Below are 16,740 nucleotides of genomic sequence, written 5' to 3'. Positions count from 1 at the left end.
AGAAAAAAGCCGTTCAACATTGTCCGGCTGTTAAGACACGAATAGCGCTATTTTGTTTAAAAAAGATGAAATTATTATGAGTTTTCCAGAATTTGCTCACGCTCAATCACGACGCCGACGTTGGCCGCCCGCACCACAGCGCCGGGTTTACTGACCTTGATTCTGACCCACGGCGAGTTAAAGCGGCTTAACAGCAGCTGAGCGACCTCTTCCGCCACCCGCTCCACCAGCGCAAATTTACCGCCCTCAACGTGGGCAATCACCGCTTCGCTGATATCGGCATAGCTCAGGCAGTCCTCTACCGCATCGCTGGCAGCCGCTTTACGATTGTCCCACGCCATTTCGATATCGAACACCAGCCGCTGTTCAATGGTCTGCTCCCAGTCGTACACACCGATGGTGGTGATGACCGAAAGTTGCTCTAAAAACACAATATCCATCACGCCCTGCCTGCTTTTTGTCCCGGCCGGATACCACTTCCGGCGATTTATGCGTATTATCCACAGATGAAGAGAATACCGATACATTTTCTAAACGGAACAGAGTCATGAGTGTAATCGCGCCAGGAATGGTTCTCCTCGCCTACCTTTGCGGCTCCATCTCCAGCGCCATTCTGGTCAGCCGCATCGCGGGTCTTCCCGATCCGCGCCTCAACGGCTCCGGCAACCCCGGCGCAACCAACGTGCTGCGCCTCGGCGGCAAGGGCGCGGCGGTCGCGGTACTGGTTTTCGACATCCTTAAAGGCATGTTGCCCACCTGGGGCGCATGGGGCCTGGGGCTCACGCCGTTCTGGATAGGTATGGTGGCACTTGCCGCCTGTATCGGCCATATCTGGCCGGTATTCTTCGGCTTTCGCGGCGGCAAGGGCGTCGCCACCGCCTTCGGCGCCATCGCGCCCATCGGCTGGGATCTGACCGGCGTGATGGCGGGCACCTGGCTGCTGACCGTGCTGCTCAGCGGCTACTCCTCGCTGGGCGCCATCGTCAGCGCGCTGGTGGCCCCGTTCTACGTCTGGTGGTTTAAGCCCCAGTACACCTTCCCGGTCTCCATGCTCTCCTGCCTGATCCTGCTGCGCCACCACGACAATATCCAGCGCCTGTGGCGGCGGGAAGAGAGCCGCATCTGGTCGAAGCTGGGGCGCAAGAAAGCGCCCGCAGAGAAGGATCCGGAGTAATTCCGGGTTTTTTACATCTTTTGGTTATAACACATAACCATCTCGCCTTTTAGACGTCTATATGTCTGTGAGATGCTCTGCGCTAATTTCCCATAAGCGCAGAACAACACCATGACAGACGTACTTCCAACCGCGGCCGCCGTTGCACCGCAAAATTCCGGCGAGATCCAGTGGGTGCGCAGCGCCGCCGACGTCTCGCGGCTGGTTAACGACGCCACCCAGGCGCGCAGCAATGCCCGCATCGTCATCGCCATCGCGCTGGGCGGCATTTTCCTCGATGCCTACGATCTCGGGGCGCTGGCCTTCGGCCTGAAAGATATCACCCGCGAGTTCGGCCTGACGCCGGCCGGCACCGGCATGGTCGCCTCGGCCATTACCTTCGGCGCCATCGTCGGCGCGCTGCTCGGCGGCTACCTGACGGATAAAATTGGCCGCTACCGGGTCTTTATGGCCGATATGGTGTTCTTCGTGGTCGCGGCCATCGCCTGCGCCCTGGCGCCGAACGAATACGTGCTGGCGGGGGCGCGCTTTGTGATGGGTTTGGGCGTCGGCATCGATCTGCCGGTGGCGATGGCCTTCCTCAGCGAGTTTGCCCGCCTGAAAGGACCGGGCAATAAGGCCGCCAGCGTCGCCATGTGGTGCCCGACGTGGTATGCGGCAATCAGTATCTCCTACCTGCTGGTACTGCTGTTCTACACCGTGCTGCCCGCCTCCCACAGCGACTGGCTGTGGCGGATTATCCTCGGCTTTGGCGCGGTGCCCGCGCTGGTGATTATCGCCATCCGCAGCCGCTACATGAGCGAATCGCCGGTATGGGCTGCCAATCAGGGCAACCTGCAGGAGGCCGCCGCAATCCTGCGCAAAGCGTACAACATCAACGCCCGCGTGCCGCAGGAGGCGCTGGCTGCGCCCGCTCCGGTGGTGCACCGGGCCCGCTGGGGGAACTACCTCAGCCTGTTTCGCGGCCGCTATCTGCGGCGCACGACGCTGGCGACGCTGCTCTCCATGGTGTCCTCGTTCGCCTACAACGCCGTGGCCTTCGGCCTGCCGGTGATTATCGCCAGCTTCTTCGTCCAGTCGATGCTGACCACCATTCTGATCTCGCTGGCGCTGAACCTGCTGTTCGCCTTTACCGGCGGCCTGCTGGCGGTGCGGCTGGTGCCGCGCATCGGGGCGTGGAAAATGTCGCTGGGCGGCTACGCCTGCCAGCTGACGGCGCTGGTAGTCCTGGCGATTATCGGCCGCCCGGCGGACGCCGCCGACGGCATTATCGCCGTGGCGATGCTGGCGCTGTTCCTGTTCGGCCAGGGCTTCGGCCCCGGGGCCCACACCATGACTTTCGCCTCGCTGAGCTACCCGACCTCCCTGCGCGGCGTCGGCGTCGGCCTCAATCAGACGCTGATGCGCAGCAGCTCGACCCTGTCGCTGTTCCTGTTCCCGCTGCTGGTGGCCGCCTTTGACACCGGCGTATTCTGGGTAATCGCCGCCGCGCCGCTGATTGGCCTGCTGTCGCTGCTGGCGATCCGCTGGGAGCCGTCGGGCTATGATATTGATGCGGAGGATTATCGGGGGTAGCGGCGTGGGCCAGGCGCTTTTCAATATATCCAGCGCCGGGCCTTTGCTGAGGCAATCAGCATAGATAAGGTAAGTGGCTCCGGCATGCCGGGATATACGCGCTTTGAGCGAGGCCGCAGAAAATTCGGGATAATGCCCTTTTCGACGGGCCAGTAGCGGATAAGGTCAAATCCAGCGGGGTTGACGTCAAAACGGGCAAAAAAATCACGCATAATGTCGTCACCCGCTTCAGGCGCCCACGGGCTATCCCCCGTGTTTAGCGCGGTCTCTGGCGAGAGAGGATGCTGTTTCCCGGTGATGCCCGGTAAATTCCAGGTTTGCGCATACCAGTCAAGCACTTCAGCTTCGATTCGATTGCTCATGACCATAGCTTGTCATTTTTCCTGGCTATCGTGTTATATGTCATGGTGGCCCTGGCGGCGATGTAGCTCACTTCTCCTATCATATACATAATACCAAGCACCGGTATCCATCGACCGGCAAACGCGCCTAAGTTAGTCACGTAGCTAAACTTCAGCCGACTGATCGATCCCGTCGTTAATGTTGGTCATCTTCTTCCCGTTTCGATATCGAGCAGCCGCCTTAAATTACTGCTCAAAATACTGGTCCCTTTCGTTGAGCCAATGGGCTTGCCTCTTGTTCCGAGTGTCGGCTGTCCCAATATGATGAGTGCGAGAGCAACAATGTCTTCTACACCAAAGTGTTGCTGAGCTTTTTCAAGAAAGACCCAAAAAAACAGCTCTCCCGCAGTCAAATTATTCATCCCTTTATAGAAATAAGTTTCACCAAGCTCTTCGGTCGTATCCATAACCTTGCTCCGATAACATTCATGTTATCAATTAGGTAACACAGGCTTTCGTTTTAATCACCAGAATATTAATCAGAACCTATCCGAAAATGGCCCGCTTTTCTGCTGTTGACGATCCATTGCCTCTCTCCAGACTATGCTACTCATGCCGGGCATTATCAGCCCTCATCGCCGCCCCACTCATAAGCTTTTCATATGACCAGTGGGCCGCCGGGCCGATCAATACTCACCCTAACTGTATCTACCGTTTATTAGAGGCACTCACGTGCAGGGCAACGCATCCTCCTGTAGCAGAGTCGGCTGGCAAGCATCGCTGAGTCTGCAGTTTCGCCGGGACTCCGAGCGCACGGTGCTGGCCCGCGCGGCCCACGTCGGGCCGCTGACCGTGCAGCGCCCGTTCTATCCCGAAGGGGAAACCTGTCACCTTTATCTGCTGCACCCGCCCGGCGGCATCGTCGGCGGCGACGAGCTGGATATTGAGGTCACGCTTGAGGCGGGCAGCCACGCGCTGATCACCATGCCCGGCGCCAGCAAGTTTTACCGCAGCGCCGGGGCGGAGGGCCGGCTCAGCCAGCGCATGACGGTGGGCGAAAACGCCACCCTCGAATGGCTGCCGCAGGACACGATCTTCTTTCCGGCTGCCCGCGCCCGGCTCAGCACCCGCTTTCAGCTCACCTCGGGCTCGCGGCTGCTGGCCTGGGAGCTGTTCTGCCTCGGCAGGCCGGTGAACGGTGTCGCCTTCAGCGAAGGCGAGATCGTCAACCGGCTGGAGGTGTGGCTCGACGACGCGCCGCTGCTGATCGAGCGCCTGACCCTTGCCGACGGCGATCTCAGCCCGGTGGCGAATCAGCCCTGGGTCGGCACGCTGCTGTTTTACCCCGCCGACGAGGCGATACTTGAAACCGTGCGCGGGGCGCTGGCGCCGTTGGAAAGCTACGCCGGGGCGACGCTGACCGACGCGCTGATGAGCGTGCGCTTTCTCAGCGACGATAACCTTATCTGCCAGCGCGCGATGCGCACCGTCTGGCAGCTGATGCGCCCGGCCCTGCTGCACAAAGACCCCGTCCCTCCCCGCATCTGGCTGACATAACAAAGAGACAACCATGGAACTGACGCCCAGAGAAAAAGACAAACTGCTGCTGTTTACCGCCGCGCTGGTGGCCGAGCGCCGCCTCGCCCGCGGGGTGAAGCTCAACTATCCCGAGTCGGTGGCGCTGATCAGCGCCTTCATTATGGAAGGCGCCCGCGATGGCAAAACCGTCGCCTCGCTGATGCAGGAGGGCCGCCACGTGCTGAACCGCGATCAGGTGATGGAGGGCGTGCCGGAGATGATCCCCGACATTCAGGTGGAAGCCACGTTCCCGGACGGCACCAAGCTGGTGACCGTTCACAACCCGATCCTGTAAGGAGGAGGCGGCGATGATCCCAGGAGAATACCGGATCCAGTCCGGCAATATTGATATCAACGTCGGGCGCGAGACCCGCACCGCGATCGTCGAAAACCACGGCGATCGCCCGATCCAGGTCGGCTCCCACTACCACTTTTACGAGGTTAATCCGGCGCTGAAATTCGACCGCGAGCCGTGCCGGGGCTTTCGCCTCAATATCCCCGCCGGCACCGCCGTGCGCTTTGAGCCGGGCCAGAAGCGGGAAGTGGAGCTGGTGGCCGTCGGCGGCGACCGGCGCATCTTCGGCTTTCGCGCCGGGGTCATGGGCGAGCTGGAGGCAAAATCATGAGCAGCCTTTCACGCCAGGCTTACGCGGACATGTTCGGGCCGACCACCGGCGATAAGGTGCGGCTGGCGGATACCGACCTGTGGATCGAAGTGGAAAACGATCTCACCACCTACGGCGAGGAGGTCAAGTTCGGCGGCGGAAAAGTGATCCGCGACGGCATGGGCCAGGGGCAGATGCTGGCCGACGACTGCGCCGATCTGGTGCTGACCAACGCGCTGATCGTCGATCACTGGGGGATCGTCAAAGCCGACATCGGCGTTAAGGACGGCCGGATCGTCGCCGTCGGCAAGGCGGGCAACCCGGACATTCAGCCGGACGTCACCATCCCCATCGGCGCAGCCACCGAAATTATCGGCGCCGAGGGCAAAATAGTCACCGCCGGCGGGATAGACACCCACATCCACTGGATCTCGCCCCAGCAGGCGGAAGAGGCGCTGGTCTCCGGGGTCACCACCATGATCGGCGGCGGCACCGGCCCGGCGGCGGGCACCCTCGCCACCACCTGTACGCCGGGGCCGTGGTATCTCAGCCGGATGCTGCAGGCCGTCGACAGCCTGCCGGTCAATGTCGGCCTGCTGGGCAAGGGCAATAGCGCCAACCCGGCGGCCCTGCGCGAACAGGTGGCGGCGGGCGCCATCGGCCTGAAAATACACGAAGACTGGGGCGCCACGCCCGCCGCCATCGACTGCGCCCTGACGGTGGCCGATGAGATGGACGTCCAGGTAGCGCTGCACAGCGACACCCTCAACGAATCCGGCTTTGTGGAAGATACCCTGGCGGCCATCGGCGGCCGCACCATTCACACCTTCCACACCGAAGGCGCCGGCGGCGGCCACGCGCCGGATATCATCACCGCCTGCGCGCACCCGAATATCCTGCCCTCCTCCACCAACCCGACGCTGCCCTACACGGTGAATACCGTCGATGAGCACCTCGATATGCTGATGGTCTGCCACCACCTGTCGCCGGACATCGCTGAGGACGTGGCGTTTGCCGAGTCCCGCATCCGCCGGGAGACCATCGCCGCCGAAGACGTGCTGCACGACATGGGCGCCTTCTCGCTGACCTCTTCCGACTCGCAGGCGATGGGGCGCGTCGGCGAGGTTATCCTGCGCACCTGGCAGGTGGCGCACCGGATGAAGGTCCAGCGCGGGGCGCTGGCGGAGGAGACCGGCGATAACGACAACTTCCGCGTCAAGCGCTTTGTCGCCAAGTACACCATCAACCCGGCCCTGACCCACGGCATCGCCCACGAGGTCGGCTCTATCGAGGCGGGCAAGCTGGCGGATCTGGTGGTCTGGTCTCCGGCGTTCTTCGGCGTCAAGCCCGCCTGCATCATCAAGGGCGGAATGATCGCCACCGCGCCGATGGGCGATATCAACGGCTCGATCCCCACCCCACAGCCGGTGCACTACCGGCCGATGTTCGGCGCGCTGGGCGGCGCCCGCCACCACACCCGGCTGACCTTTCTGCCGCAGGCGGCGATCGACAACAACCTTGCCGACCGGCTGGCGCTTAAAAGCCGGATTGCGGCGGTGAAGGGCTGCCGGACGGTGAAGAAGCGCGACATGATCCACAATGACTATCAGCCGGACATTACCGTCGATGCCCAGACTTACGAGGTGCGGGTGGACGGCAAGGCCATCGTCAGCGAGCCGGCCGAGGTGCTGCCGATGGCGCAGCGCTATTTTCTGTTTTAAGGAGCAACGATGCTGTATCTGACCCAGCGCCTTGACCACGCGCACACCATCACCGCCCGCGTCACGCTGCCGATTGACGTGCGGGTGAAGAGCCGGGCGAAAGTGACCCTCAGCGACGGCCGCGAGGCCGGGCTGATGCTGCCCCGCGGCCTGCTGCTGCGCGGCGGCGATATTCTCGGCAGCGAAGACGGCAGCGAGCGCGTGGAAGTGGTTGCCGCCGCCGAAGCGGTGTCGGTAGTGCGCTGCGACGACCCGTTCCAGCTGGCCAGGGCCTGCTACCACCTCGGCAACCGCCACGTGCCGCTGCAGATCCTGCCCAACGAGCTGCGCTACCACCACGACCACGTGCTGGATGAGATGCTCACCCTGATGGGGCTGACGGTCGAGTTCGCCGACCTGCCCTTTGAGCCGGAGGCCGGAGCCTACACCAGCGAAGCGCAGGGACATCACCACCATCATCATCACGACCACTGATGGGGCCGTCGCTACAGCAGCTGCGCCTCTTTCAGCTGGCCAGCAGCAACCTGCCGGTGGGCGGCTACAGCTGGTCCCAGGGGCTGGAGTGGGCCGTCGAGGCGGGGTGGGTCACCGGCGCCGACGCCTTTGCCCGCTGGCAGACCCAGCAGATGGAGAAGAGCTTTTTTCACGTCGACCTGCCGCTGTTCGCCCGGCTGTACCGCGCCTGCGAGCAGGACGATATTGCGGCGGCGGCGCGCTGGAGCGGCTGGCTGCTGGCCTGCCGGGAGACCAAAGAGCTGCGCGACGAGGAGCGCAACCGCGGCGCGGCCTTTACCCGGCTGGTCTGCGACTGGTGCCCGGAAGCCGCCCCCGAATGGCGCGCGCTGTTTCGCCAGAGCCAGCTGTGCGGCATGGCGTGGCTCGGCGTCCAGTGGCAGATCCCGCTCAGGGATCTGGCGCTGGTGCTGGGCTACAGCTGGATAGAGAGCGCGGTGATGGCGGGCGTCAAGCTGGTGCCCTTCGGCCAGCAGGCGGCCCAGCAGCTGATTTTAACCCTGTGCGAACGCTACGCCGACGGCGTCGACCGCGGGCTGAACTGCCCCGACGACGCCATCGGCTCGGCGACGCCGCTGGCGGCTATCGCCTCGGCGCGCCACGAAACGCAATATTCCCGACTGTTCCGTTCCTGAGGAGAAGGTATGGCAAGCTATAAACATCCGCTGCGCGTCGGCGTCGGCGGCCCGGTAGGCTCCGGCAAAACCGCCCTGCTGGAGGCGCTGTGCAAGGCGATGCGCGACCGCTACCAGCTGGCGGTGGTGACCAACGATATCTACACCAAAGAGGATCAGCGCATCCTCACCGAAGCCGGAGCACTGGAGCCGGAGCGCATCGTCGGCGTCGAAACCGGCGGCTGCCCGCACACGGCGATCCGCGAGGACGCCTCGATGAACCTCGCCGCCGTCGAGGCGCTGAGCGAGAAGTTCGGCAACCTGGAGCTTATCTTCGTCGAGAGCGGCGGCGATAACCTGAGCGCCACCTTCAGCCCGGAGCTGGCGGACCTGACCATCTACGTGATTGACGTGGCGGAAGGAGAGAAGATCCCGCGCAAGGGCGGGCCGGGGATCACCAAATCCGATTTTCTGGTGATCAACAAGACCGACCTCGCCCCCTACGTCGGCGCCTCGCTGGAGGTGATGGCGCGCGACACCAACCGCATGCGCGGCGACAAGCCCTGGACCTTCAGCAACCTGAAGGCGGGCGAAGGCCTGCAGACAATTATCGCCTTTCTTGAAGATAAAGGGATGCTGAAGGCGTAGCAGGAGACGCTCCGGGCGATATGTCGATAAAACGTTTTTTTTTAAACATATCGCCCGAACAGGTTTATCGCATCGACACGTTTTGACGACGTGTCGATAAAACGCGTTTTTTTAAACATGTTGGCGTGACATGTTTATGGTATCGACATATGATGACCATATGTCGATAAAAACGGTTTTTTTAAACATATGACCTGGCAGCCAAACATCCTATATAACAACCTGCCGCTGCTGCCGCCTGAGCCTGAACAGGTTGAGACCCGCGATGTGCTGAAAGCCTGCATCAGCGCGCGGGCGGCGCTGGCGGAGCTGAAAACGGCGGGTGAACTGCTTCCCGACCAGGGACTGCTGATCAATATTCTGCCTATGCTGGAGGCGAAGGACTCTTCGCGCATTGAGAATATCGTCACCACCAGCGACAGGCTGTTTCAGTACGCCGATCGCGAAGAGGGCGCAGACCCGGCCACCAAAGAGGCGCTGCGCTACCGGACGGCGCTCTACGACAGCTATCGGCATCTTGAAACGTATCCGCTCTGCACCAGTACGGCGCTCCTCATCTGCACCACCCTGCGCGAAGTGCAGACTGACGTTCGCAAAACGCCGGGCACCGTCCTGCGCGATCGCGATAAGGCGATTGTTTACACGCCTCCTGAAGGCGAAGAGGCGATCCGCGGCCTGCTGGCAAACTGGGAGCGGTTCATCCACGGCGATGACGATCTCGATCCGCTGATTAAGATGGCGATTGCCCACTACCAGTTCGAGTGCATCCACCCATTCCACGACGGCAACGGTCGCACCGGGCGGATCCTTAATATCCTCTATCTAATCCAGGCAGAGCTTCTCTCTCTGCCAATCCTCTATCTCTCACGCTTTATTCTTGAACGGCGAGATGATTACTACACTCTTCTGCGCAACGTCACCGCAGAGGGAGACTGGCAGCCCTGGATACGGTTCATGCTGGAGGCGGTAGAAAACACCGCCCGCTGGACGACAGAAAAAATTGCGGTTATCCGGGCGCTGATTGCTGAAACAACGGAATATGTGCGCGAGAAGCTGCCAAAAATTTACAGCTATGAGCTTGTTCAGGCGCTGTTTGCCCAGCCCTATTGCCGGATCGATAACCTCGTTGAGCGCGGCGTCGCGAAGCGGCAGACGGCGTCAGCCTACCTGAAGCAGCTGGTGGAGATCGGCGTGCTGGAGGAGATGAGTGCCGGAAGAGAAAAACTGTATCTCAACACCCGACTGCTGCGGGAATTGAACGCGTAGCCCCGGCAAGCGCAGCGCCGCCGGGGAACGGTAGGCTCAGGCGGCGGGCAGCTCCGCCAGCGGCCAGCGCGGGCGGACGGTAACGCCGAGATCGGCGCGGGCGCCCGCCTTCAGGCGCACCATGCCCGCATAGGCGATCATCGCCCCGTTGTCGGTGCAGAATTCGGGCCGGGCGTAGAACACCTCGCCCTTGCGCTTGTGCATCATCTCCGCGAGCTTCGCCCGCAGGGTGCGGTTGGCGCTGACGCCGCCCGCCATCACCAGGCGCTTAAAGCCGGTCTGATCCAGCGCCCGGCGGCATTTGATCATCAGCGTGTCCACTACCGCATCCTCAAAGGCGCGGGCGATATCGGCCCGGGTCTGATCGTCGGTGCCGTTGTCGCGGATAGTGTTGGCGGCAAAGGTTTTCAGGCCGGAGAAGCTAAAGTCCAGTCCCGGACGGTCCGTCATCGGACGCGGGAACACAAAGCGCTTCTCAACGCCCTGAGCGGCCATCTTCGACAGCAGCGGGCCGCCGGGATAGTCGAGGCCCAGCAGCTTGGCGGTTTTGTCGAAGGCTTCGCCGGCGGCGTCGTCGATGGATTCGCCGAGCAGCTGGTATTCACCGATGCCGGTGACGCTAATCAGCTGGGTGTGGCCGCCGGAAACCAGCAGGGCGACAAACGGATACGCCGGCGGGTTCTCTTCCAGCATCGGCGCCAGCAGGTGCCCTTCCATATGGTGTACCGGAATGGCCGGGCGGTCCCAGGCGAAGGCCAGCGCGCGGCCGACGGTGGCGCCAACCAGCAGAGCCCCCACCAGGCCCGGCCCCGCGGTATAGGCCACGGCGTCGATGTCGTTTGGCGCGAGATTCGCCTCTTTCATCGCGGCCTGGATAAGCGGCACGGTTTTACGCACGTGATCGCGGGAGGCCAGCTCCGGCACCACGCCGCCGTAGTCGGCGTGCAGTTTCACCTGACTATACAGTTGGTTGGCTAAAAGCCCCTTTTCATCGTCATAAATAGCGATGCCGGTTTCATCGCAGGATGTTTCGATTCCCAGTACGCGCATGGTTCGTTTTACCTCATTTCAATACCGCGCAGTGTAGGGCGAATGCGGGTCGATGTATACCCTGAGGGGCCACTTCGTGTATACTCTTCCCCCTTACAAAAGTCCCGTTCAAAAACGGCATTGGTGCTTTACAAAGCAGCAGCAGTTGCAGTAAAATTCCGCACCATTTTGAAATAAGCTGGCGTTGATGCCAGCGGCAAACCGAATTTATTAAGGTGAGAGTTACATGCCGGTAATTAAAGTACGTGAAAACGAGCCGTTCGACGTAGCACTGCGTCGCTTCAAGCGTTCCTGCGAAAAAGCGGGTGTTCTGGCTGAAGTTCGTCGTCGTGAGTTCTATGAAAAACCGACTACCGAACGTAAGCGCGCTAAAGCTTCTGCTGTGAAACGTCACGCGAAGAAACTGGCTCGCGAAAACGCACGCCGCACTCGTCTGTACTAATCTGTTGAGGGCAACGGCCCTCAATTCAGACCGAGTTTACGCTGTAAAGGCCGTGCTTCCGGAAGGAATGCGCGGCTTATTTTCGTTTATACATTAGTATACGCACTCTCGTTCAGGCGTCCCTCACCGCAGCGCGGGTAGCCCGGAAGATAGCGTATCAAGTTGCGGGGCTTATGGCTGGACGTATCCCACGTGTCTTTATTAATGACCTGCTGGCAAGAACCGACATCGTCGATCTGATCGATGCGCGGGTGAAGCTGAAAAAGCAGGGCAAGAATTTTCACGCGTGCTGTCCCTTCCATAACGAAAAGACCCCCTCCTTCACCGTCAACGGTGAAAAACAGTTTTACCACTGCTTCGGCTGCGGCGCGCACGGCAACGCCATCGACTTTCTGATGAACTACGACAAGCTCGAGTTTGTCGAAACCGTCGAAGAGCTGGCGGCAATGCACAACCTTGAAGTGCCGTATGAAGCAGGTTCCGGCCCTACGCAGATTGAGCGCCATCAGCGGCAAAATCTCTACCAACTGATGGAGGGCCTGAACGCGTTTTACCAGCAATCCCTGAATCAGCCCAATGCCGACCCCGCCCGCCAGTATCTGGCAAAGCGCGGACTGAGCAGCGAGGTGATTAGCCGCTTTGCCATTGGCTACGCCCCGCCCGGCTGGGACAACGTGCTTAAGCGTTTTGGCGCCAACCGCGAGAATAAGCAGTCGCTTATCGATGCGGGCATGCTGGTGACCAACGATCAGGGACGCAGCTACGACCGCTTCCGCGAACGGGTAATGTTCCCCATCCGCGACAAGCGTGGCCGGGTGATAGGCTTTGGCGGACGCGTCCTCGGTGACGGCATGCCGAAGTACCTCAACTCCCCGGAAACCGATATTTTCCATAAGGGCCGCCAGCTGTACGGCCTTTATGAAGCGCAGCAGGCGGCCGCTGAACCGCAGCGCCTGCTGGTGGTCGAAGGCTATATGGACGTGGTGGCGCTGGCGCAGTACGACATTAATTACGCCGTTGCCTCACTCGGCACCTCGACCACCGCCGATCATATCCAGCTGCTGTTTCGGGTGACCCATAACGTCATCTGCTGCTATGACGGCGATCGGGCCGGACGCGACGCCGCCTGGCGCGCGCTGGAGACCGCGCTGCCGTATATGACCGACGGCCGCCAGCTGCGCTTTATGTTTCTGCCCGACGGCGAAGATCCGGATACGCTGGTGCGCAAAGAGGGTAAAGCGGCGTTTGAAGCGCGGATGGAGCAGGCCCAGCCGCTCTCCACGTTTCTGTTTAACAGCTTACTGCCGCAGGCGGATCTCACCTCGCCCGATGGCAAAACCCAGCTGGCCGCCCTGTCGCTGCCGCTGATAACCCAGATACCGGGTGAGACGCTGCGGATCCAGCTTCGGCAGATCCTCAGCAACAAAATCGGCATATTCGACGACACGCAGCTGGATCGTCTTATTCCGAAACAGGCAGAAAATGGCGCTAACCGCCCGGCTCCGCAGCTAAAACGTACGCCTATGCGTATACTTATAGGGCTTCTGGTCCAGAATCCCGAGCTTGCCGCCGTGGTGCCGCCGCTTTCGGGACTTGACCCGAAAAAGCAGCCCGGACTTGGTTTATTCTCCGAGCTGGTCAACACTTGTTTATCACAGCCTGGTTTGACCACCGGCCAGCTGCTGGAGCAGTATCGCGGCACCAATGAGGCCGCAACCCTTGAAAAGCTGTCGGTGTGGACCGATATAAGAGACGAAAACGTCGAAAAAATGTTCACGGACACGTTGAACCACATTCTGGACTCGATACTCGAGCTGCGGCAGGAAGAGCTTATTGCCCGCGACCGCACGCATGGCCTGAGTAACGAGGAGCGCATGGAGTTCTGGCAAATTCGCCAGGCGCTCGAGAAAAAATAGAATTTAACGGCTTAACTGCCGAATACTACTCGGGTAGACCCCGACAGCCGCACCGAGGCGCAGCGGCAAAAATATAAGCAGGCCCTCGCTTTAAAAGTCGGTTGTTCAATTCGCCGACCGACACCAATCAATGAATTAAGTGTGGATACCGTCTTATGGAGCAAAACCCGCAGTCACAGCTCAAGCTTCTTGTTACCCGTGGTAAGGAGCAAGGCTATCTGACCTATGCTGAGGTCAATGACCATCTGCCGGAAGATATCGTCGACTCCGATCAGATTGAAGACATTATTCAGATGATCAACGACATGGGCATCCAGGTGATGGAAGAAGCACCGGACGCCGATGATCTGCTGCTTGCTGAAAACTCCAACAACACCGATGAAGACGCGGAAGAAGCCGCGGCTCAGGTGCTGTCCAGCGTTGAATCTGAAATCGGACGCACAACCGACCCGGTGCGCATGTACATGCGTGAAATGGGTACCGTTGAGCTGCTGACCCGCGAAGGCGAAATTGACATCGCCAAGCGCATCGAAGACGGTATTAACCAGGTTCAGTGCTCAGTTGCCGAATATCCGGAAGCGATCACCTATCTGCTGGAGCAGTACGACCGCGTAGAAGCCGGCGATGCCCGCCTCTCCGACTTGATCACCGGCTTTGTCGATCCGAACGCCGAAGAAGATATGGCGCCGACCGCCACCCACGTTGGCTCCGAGCTCTCTCAGGAAGAGCTGGACGACGACGACGATGAAGACGAAGAGAGCGACGACGACTCCAGCGACGATGACAACAGCATCGATCCGGAGCTGGCCCGCGAGAAGTTTGGCGAACTGCGCACCCAGCACGAGCTGGCCCGCGACACCATCAAGGCCAAAGGCCGCAGCCACGCCGCCGCGCAGGAAGAGATCCTCAAGCTCTCTGAAGTGTTCAAGCAGTTCCGCCTGGTGCCGAAGCAGTTCGACTACCTGGTCAACAGCATGCGCGTCATGATGGACCGCGTCCGTACTCAGGAACGCATCATCATGAAGCTGTGCGTTGAGCAGTGCAAAATGCCGAAGAAGAACTTCATCACCCTATTCACCGGCAACGAAACCAGCGAAACCTGGTTCAACGCCGCCGTAGCGATGAACAAGCCGTGGTCTGAAAAGCTGAACGACGTGAAGGAAGACGTGCAGCGCGGCCTGCAGAAGCTGCAGCAAATTGAAGAAGAGACTGGCCTGACCATCGAGCAGGTCAAAGACATCAACCGCCGCATGTCCATCGGCGAAGCCAAGGCCCGCCGGGCGAAGAAAGAGATGGTAGAGGCGAACCTGCGTCTGGTTATCTCGATCGCCAAGAAGTACACCAACCGCGGCCTGCAGTTCCTCGACCTGATTCAGGAAGGCAACATCGGCCTGATGAAGGCGGTGGATAAGTTTGAATACCGCCGCGGCTACAAGTTCTCCACCTATGCAACCTGGTGGATCCGTCAGGCGATCACCCGCTCTATCGCGGATCAGGCGCGCACCATCCGTATTCCGGTGCATATGATTGAGACCATCAACAAGCTCAACCGTATTTCCCGCCAGATGCTGCAGGAGATGGGCCGCGAGCCGACGCCGGAAGAGCTGGCCGAACGCATGCTGATGCCGGAAGACAAGATCCGCAAAGTGCTGAAGATTGCCAAAGAGCCTATCTCGATGGAGACGCCGATCGGCGACGACGAAGATTCGCATCTGGGCGATTTCATCGAGGACACCACCCTCGAACTGCCGCTGGACTCTGCCACCACCGAGAGCCTGCGCGCCGCCACCCACGACGTGCTGGCGGGCCTGACCGCCCGTGAGGCCAAAGTCCTGCGCATGCGCTTCGGTATCGACATGAATACCGACCACACGCTGGAAGAGGTCGGCAAGCAGTTCGACGTTACCCGCGAACGTATCCGTCAGATCGAAGCAAAAGCGCTGCGTAAGCTGCGCCACCCGAGCCGCTCGGAAGTGCTGCGCAGCTTCCTCGACGATTAATGCCTGTTTAATCGTACAAAAGGGCCATACGCGAGTATGGCCCTTTTTCATTTTCAGCCGGCGGAGATTTCGCGTCCCTATCGCCGATTTAACGGCCCCCGCCGGGCGCTTATGCCACTTTTTATCACCCAGCCCTTCGGCATATACTCCCCGCGTAAATGTCACTTTACTGACCGCATCGTATTTTTTGTGCTGACGCCTGCTGTAAAATCACGATTTTCTGTCGTCACTCACGACAACGTCTACCTTACAGGGATGAACTTGCAATGAAAAAAACATGGCTGATGATGCTGTGCCTCTCTCTCGCCGGCTGTGCGGGAAAATCAGAAAACGCGCCGGTGTCTCTGGTAACACCCCAACAGACTGCGCCGGTCAAAGCCGAACCGCGCGCTGAAACCAGCCTGACGGCCAATGAAACCTGCGTGAAGGAACTTGCCGCCCTGCGCATCTATAACCGCAAGGCCTGGAACCGCTACAGCGACGAGATGAAAACGCTCACCGGCCAGACCAGCCTGTTTATTTCCGTGAAAGAGGGCGTCGACCCCGGCATCAGCAATATCGTTGCCAACACTTACTCCTCGCGCATGCAGACCCTGTGCTACCGCATTCAGAGTACGCTGGGCCAGGCAATGGTGAGCCAGTCAGAGCGCCTCTGACGGCCTTACCCCTCTTCCTTTTCAGGAAGAGGGTATTCTCACAGCCTACATCCCCCGCGCCGCCAGCGCCTCATCCAGCTCGCGGTAGGCCGCCACCAGCTTCTCCAGCGTCGCCCGATTCAGCCCGCTCGGATTCGGCAGCACCCACACCTGCGTCGCGCCGATGGTCTGCGGCTGCCTGCCCCACTGCGCCCCGCGCTGATTAAACGCCTGCCCGTAGGCCTGCTTGCCCAGCACCGCCAGCGCGGCCGGCTGGTACTCCTCAATCTTCTGCACCAGCTCCCGCCCGCCGCTGCGCAGCTCGCGCAGGTCCACTTCGCTGGCCTGCACCGTCGGGCGCTCCACCAGCATCGTTATCCCGCAGCGGGTATCCAGCAGGTGCCTCTCCTCCTCCGGCTTCAGCTGCCGCTCGGTAAACCCGGCCTGGTGGATCACCTTCCAGAAGCGGTTGCCGGGATGGGCGAAGTGAAAGCCGGTATGGGCCGAGGATTTGCCGGGATTGATGCCGCAGAAGACCACCCGCAGCCCGGGGGCCAGAATATCGTTGATCATGACGTTGTCCGTATCGTTAAACTCTGGAGAGAGTATAACGGATTGAAATTTCGCTGTTTATAAAAACAGCAACCATGCGTTACGGGCTG

Annotated in this window: 18 protein-coding genes and 1 pseudogene; 14 read left to right on the top strand and 5 right to left on the bottom strand. The window is 60.5% G+C overall.

Features of this window, described 5'->3' with window-relative positions; translation table 11 throughout:
- Window positions 1–74: 74 nt before the first annotated feature.
- The gene (folB, locus tag ENGE1_RS03525; RefSeq protein ID WP_048254404.1) at window positions 75–440 is read right to left on the bottom strand and encodes a bifunctional dihydroneopterin aldolase/7,8-dihydroneopterin epimerase; all 366 of its coding nucleotides are present in this window, start codon (window positions 438–440) and stop codon (window positions 75–77) included.
- A 107-nt stretch (window positions 441–547) separates the two neighbouring features.
- Between folB and plsY the strand changes: the two genes are divergently transcribed.
- Both plsY and ENGE1_RS03515 read left to right on the top strand, forming a co-directional pair.
- On the top strand, window positions 548–1,174 hold the full coding sequence (gene plsY, locus ENGE1_RS03520) for a glycerol-3-phosphate 1-O-acyltransferase PlsY (protein WP_043080740.1): 627 nt from the start codon (window positions 548–550) through the stop codon (window positions 1,172–1,174).
- Window positions 1,175–1,285: 111 nt separating this feature from the next.
- Complete coding sequence (locus ENGE1_RS03515) at window positions 1,286–2,749, top strand: MFS transporter (protein WP_048254406.1); 1,464 nt, start codon at window positions 1,286–1,288, stop codon at window positions 2,747–2,749.
- Between the two features lie 20 nt (window positions 2,750–2,769).
- Here ENGE1_RS03515 and ENGE1_RS03510 read toward each other — a convergent pair whose 3' ends face one another.
- Both ENGE1_RS03510 and ENGE1_RS29455 read right to left on the bottom strand, forming a co-directional pair.
- A complete protein-coding gene (locus ENGE1_RS03510) occupies window positions 2,770–3,111 on the bottom strand; it encodes a DUF1493 family protein (protein ID WP_306725741.1) in 342 nt (113 codons plus the stop codon).
- Window positions 3,108–3,557: pseudogene (locus tag ENGE1_RS29455) on the bottom strand (STM2901 family protein). The gene ENGE1_RS03510 and the pseudogene ENGE1_RS29455 overlap by 4 nt, the downstream one beginning before the upstream one ends.
- Before the next feature lie 265 nt (window positions 3,558–3,822).
- Here ENGE1_RS29455 and ENGE1_RS03500 point away from each other — a divergent pair.
- The 8 genes from ENGE1_RS03500 to fic all read left to right on the top strand — a co-directional run bounded on the left by ENGE1_RS03500 (window position 3,823) and on the right by fic (window position 10,035).
- A complete protein-coding gene (locus ENGE1_RS03500; protein ID WP_048254407.1) occupies window positions 3,823–4,647 on the top strand; it encodes an urease accessory protein UreD in 825 nt (274 codons plus the stop codon).
- Between the two features lie 13 nt (window positions 4,648–4,660).
- Entirely contained in the window at window positions 4,661–4,963 is a 303-nt protein-coding gene (locus ENGE1_RS03495; protein ID WP_048254409.1) for an urease subunit gamma, read from the top strand.
- 13 nt (window positions 4,964–4,976) lie between these two features.
- Window positions 4,977–5,294, top strand: a complete 318-nt coding sequence (locus tag ENGE1_RS03490; protein ID WP_045287293.1) for an urease subunit beta — start codon at window positions 4,977–4,979, stop codon at window positions 5,292–5,294.
- On the top strand, window positions 5,291–6,994 hold the full coding sequence (gene ureC, locus ENGE1_RS03485; protein WP_048254411.1) for an urease subunit alpha: 1,704 nt from the start codon (window positions 5,291–5,293) through the stop codon (window positions 6,992–6,994). The genes ENGE1_RS03490 and ureC overlap by 4 nt, the downstream gene beginning before the upstream one ends.
- Before the next feature lie 9 nt (window positions 6,995–7,003).
- Complete coding sequence (gene ureE / locus ENGE1_RS03480; protein WP_048254412.1) at window positions 7,004–7,468, top strand: urease accessory protein UreE; 465 nt, start codon at window positions 7,004–7,006, stop codon at window positions 7,466–7,468.
- Window positions 7,468–8,142 carry an urease accessory protein UreF gene (locus ENGE1_RS03475; protein ID WP_048254413.1) on the top strand — a complete coding sequence of 225 codons (675 nt, stop codon included), beginning with the start codon at window positions 7,468–7,470 and terminating at the stop codon, window positions 8,140–8,142. Before ureE ends, ENGE1_RS03475 begins: the two co-directional genes overlap by 1 nt.
- 9 nt (window positions 8,143–8,151) lie before the next feature.
- The gene (ureG, locus tag ENGE1_RS03470) at window positions 8,152–8,769 is read left to right on the top strand and encodes an urease accessory protein UreG (protein ID WP_045287297.1); all 618 of its coding nucleotides are present in this window, start codon (window positions 8,152–8,154) and stop codon (window positions 8,767–8,769) included.
- Between the two features lie 189 nt (window positions 8,770–8,958).
- The gene (gene fic / locus ENGE1_RS03465) at window positions 8,959–10,035 is read left to right on the top strand and encodes a protein adenylyltransferase Fic (RefSeq protein WP_048254415.1); all 1,077 of its coding nucleotides are present in this window, start codon (window positions 8,959–8,961) and stop codon (window positions 10,033–10,035) included.
- Between the two features lie 36 nt (window positions 10,036–10,071).
- Here the strand turns inward: fic and tsaD are convergent, their stop codons facing one another.
- Window positions 10,072–11,085 carry a tRNA (adenosine(37)-N6)-threonylcarbamoyltransferase complex transferase subunit TsaD gene (gene tsaD, locus ENGE1_RS03460; RefSeq protein WP_043080751.1) on the bottom strand — a complete coding sequence of 338 codons (1,014 nt, stop codon included), beginning with the start codon at window positions 11,083–11,085 and terminating at the stop codon, window positions 10,072–10,074.
- A gap of 226 nt (window positions 11,086–11,311) precedes the next feature.
- On the opposite strand from tsaD, the gene rpsU reads away from it, so the two are divergent.
- From rpsU to ENGE1_RS03445, 4 genes are all read left to right on the top strand, one after another.
- Complete coding sequence (rpsU, locus tag ENGE1_RS26685; RefSeq protein WP_001144069.1) at window positions 11,312–11,527, top strand: 30S ribosomal protein S21; 216 nt, start codon at window positions 11,312–11,314, stop codon at window positions 11,525–11,527.
- Between the two features lie 173 nt (window positions 11,528–11,700).
- Entirely contained in the window at window positions 11,701–13,443 is a 1,743-nt protein-coding gene (dnaG, locus tag ENGE1_RS03455; RefSeq protein WP_043080752.1) for a DNA primase, read from the top strand.
- 155 nt (window positions 13,444–13,598) lie between these two features.
- Window positions 13,599–15,443: an RNA polymerase sigma factor RpoD gene (rpoD, locus tag ENGE1_RS03450; RefSeq protein WP_043080753.1), complete on the top strand. Its 1,845-nt coding sequence runs from the start codon at window positions 13,599–13,601 to the stop codon at window positions 15,441–15,443.
- Window positions 15,444–15,709: 266 nt separating this feature from the next.
- Window positions 15,710–16,099 carry a hypothetical protein gene (locus tag ENGE1_RS03445; protein WP_048254416.1) on the top strand — a complete coding sequence of 130 codons (390 nt, stop codon included), beginning with the start codon at window positions 15,710–15,712 and terminating at the stop codon, window positions 16,097–16,099.
- 45 nt (window positions 16,100–16,144) lie between these two features.
- Here ENGE1_RS03445 and mug read toward each other — a convergent pair whose 3' ends face one another.
- Entirely contained in the window at window positions 16,145–16,651 is a 507-nt protein-coding gene (gene mug, locus ENGE1_RS03440) for a G/U mismatch-specific DNA glycosylase (protein WP_048254418.1), read from the bottom strand.
- Between the last annotated feature and the right edge of the window lie 89 nt (window positions 16,652–16,740).

Source organism: Pluralibacter gergoviae ATCC 33028 = NBRC 105706, from assembly GCF_001598855.1.
GTDB classification, from domain to species: domain Bacteria; phylum Pseudomonadota; class Gammaproteobacteria; order Enterobacterales; family Enterobacteriaceae; genus Pluralibacter; species Pluralibacter gergoviae.
The sequence above is the reverse complement of the archived record's forward strand: the minus strand, read 5'-3'. Positions and strand labels throughout refer to the sequence as shown.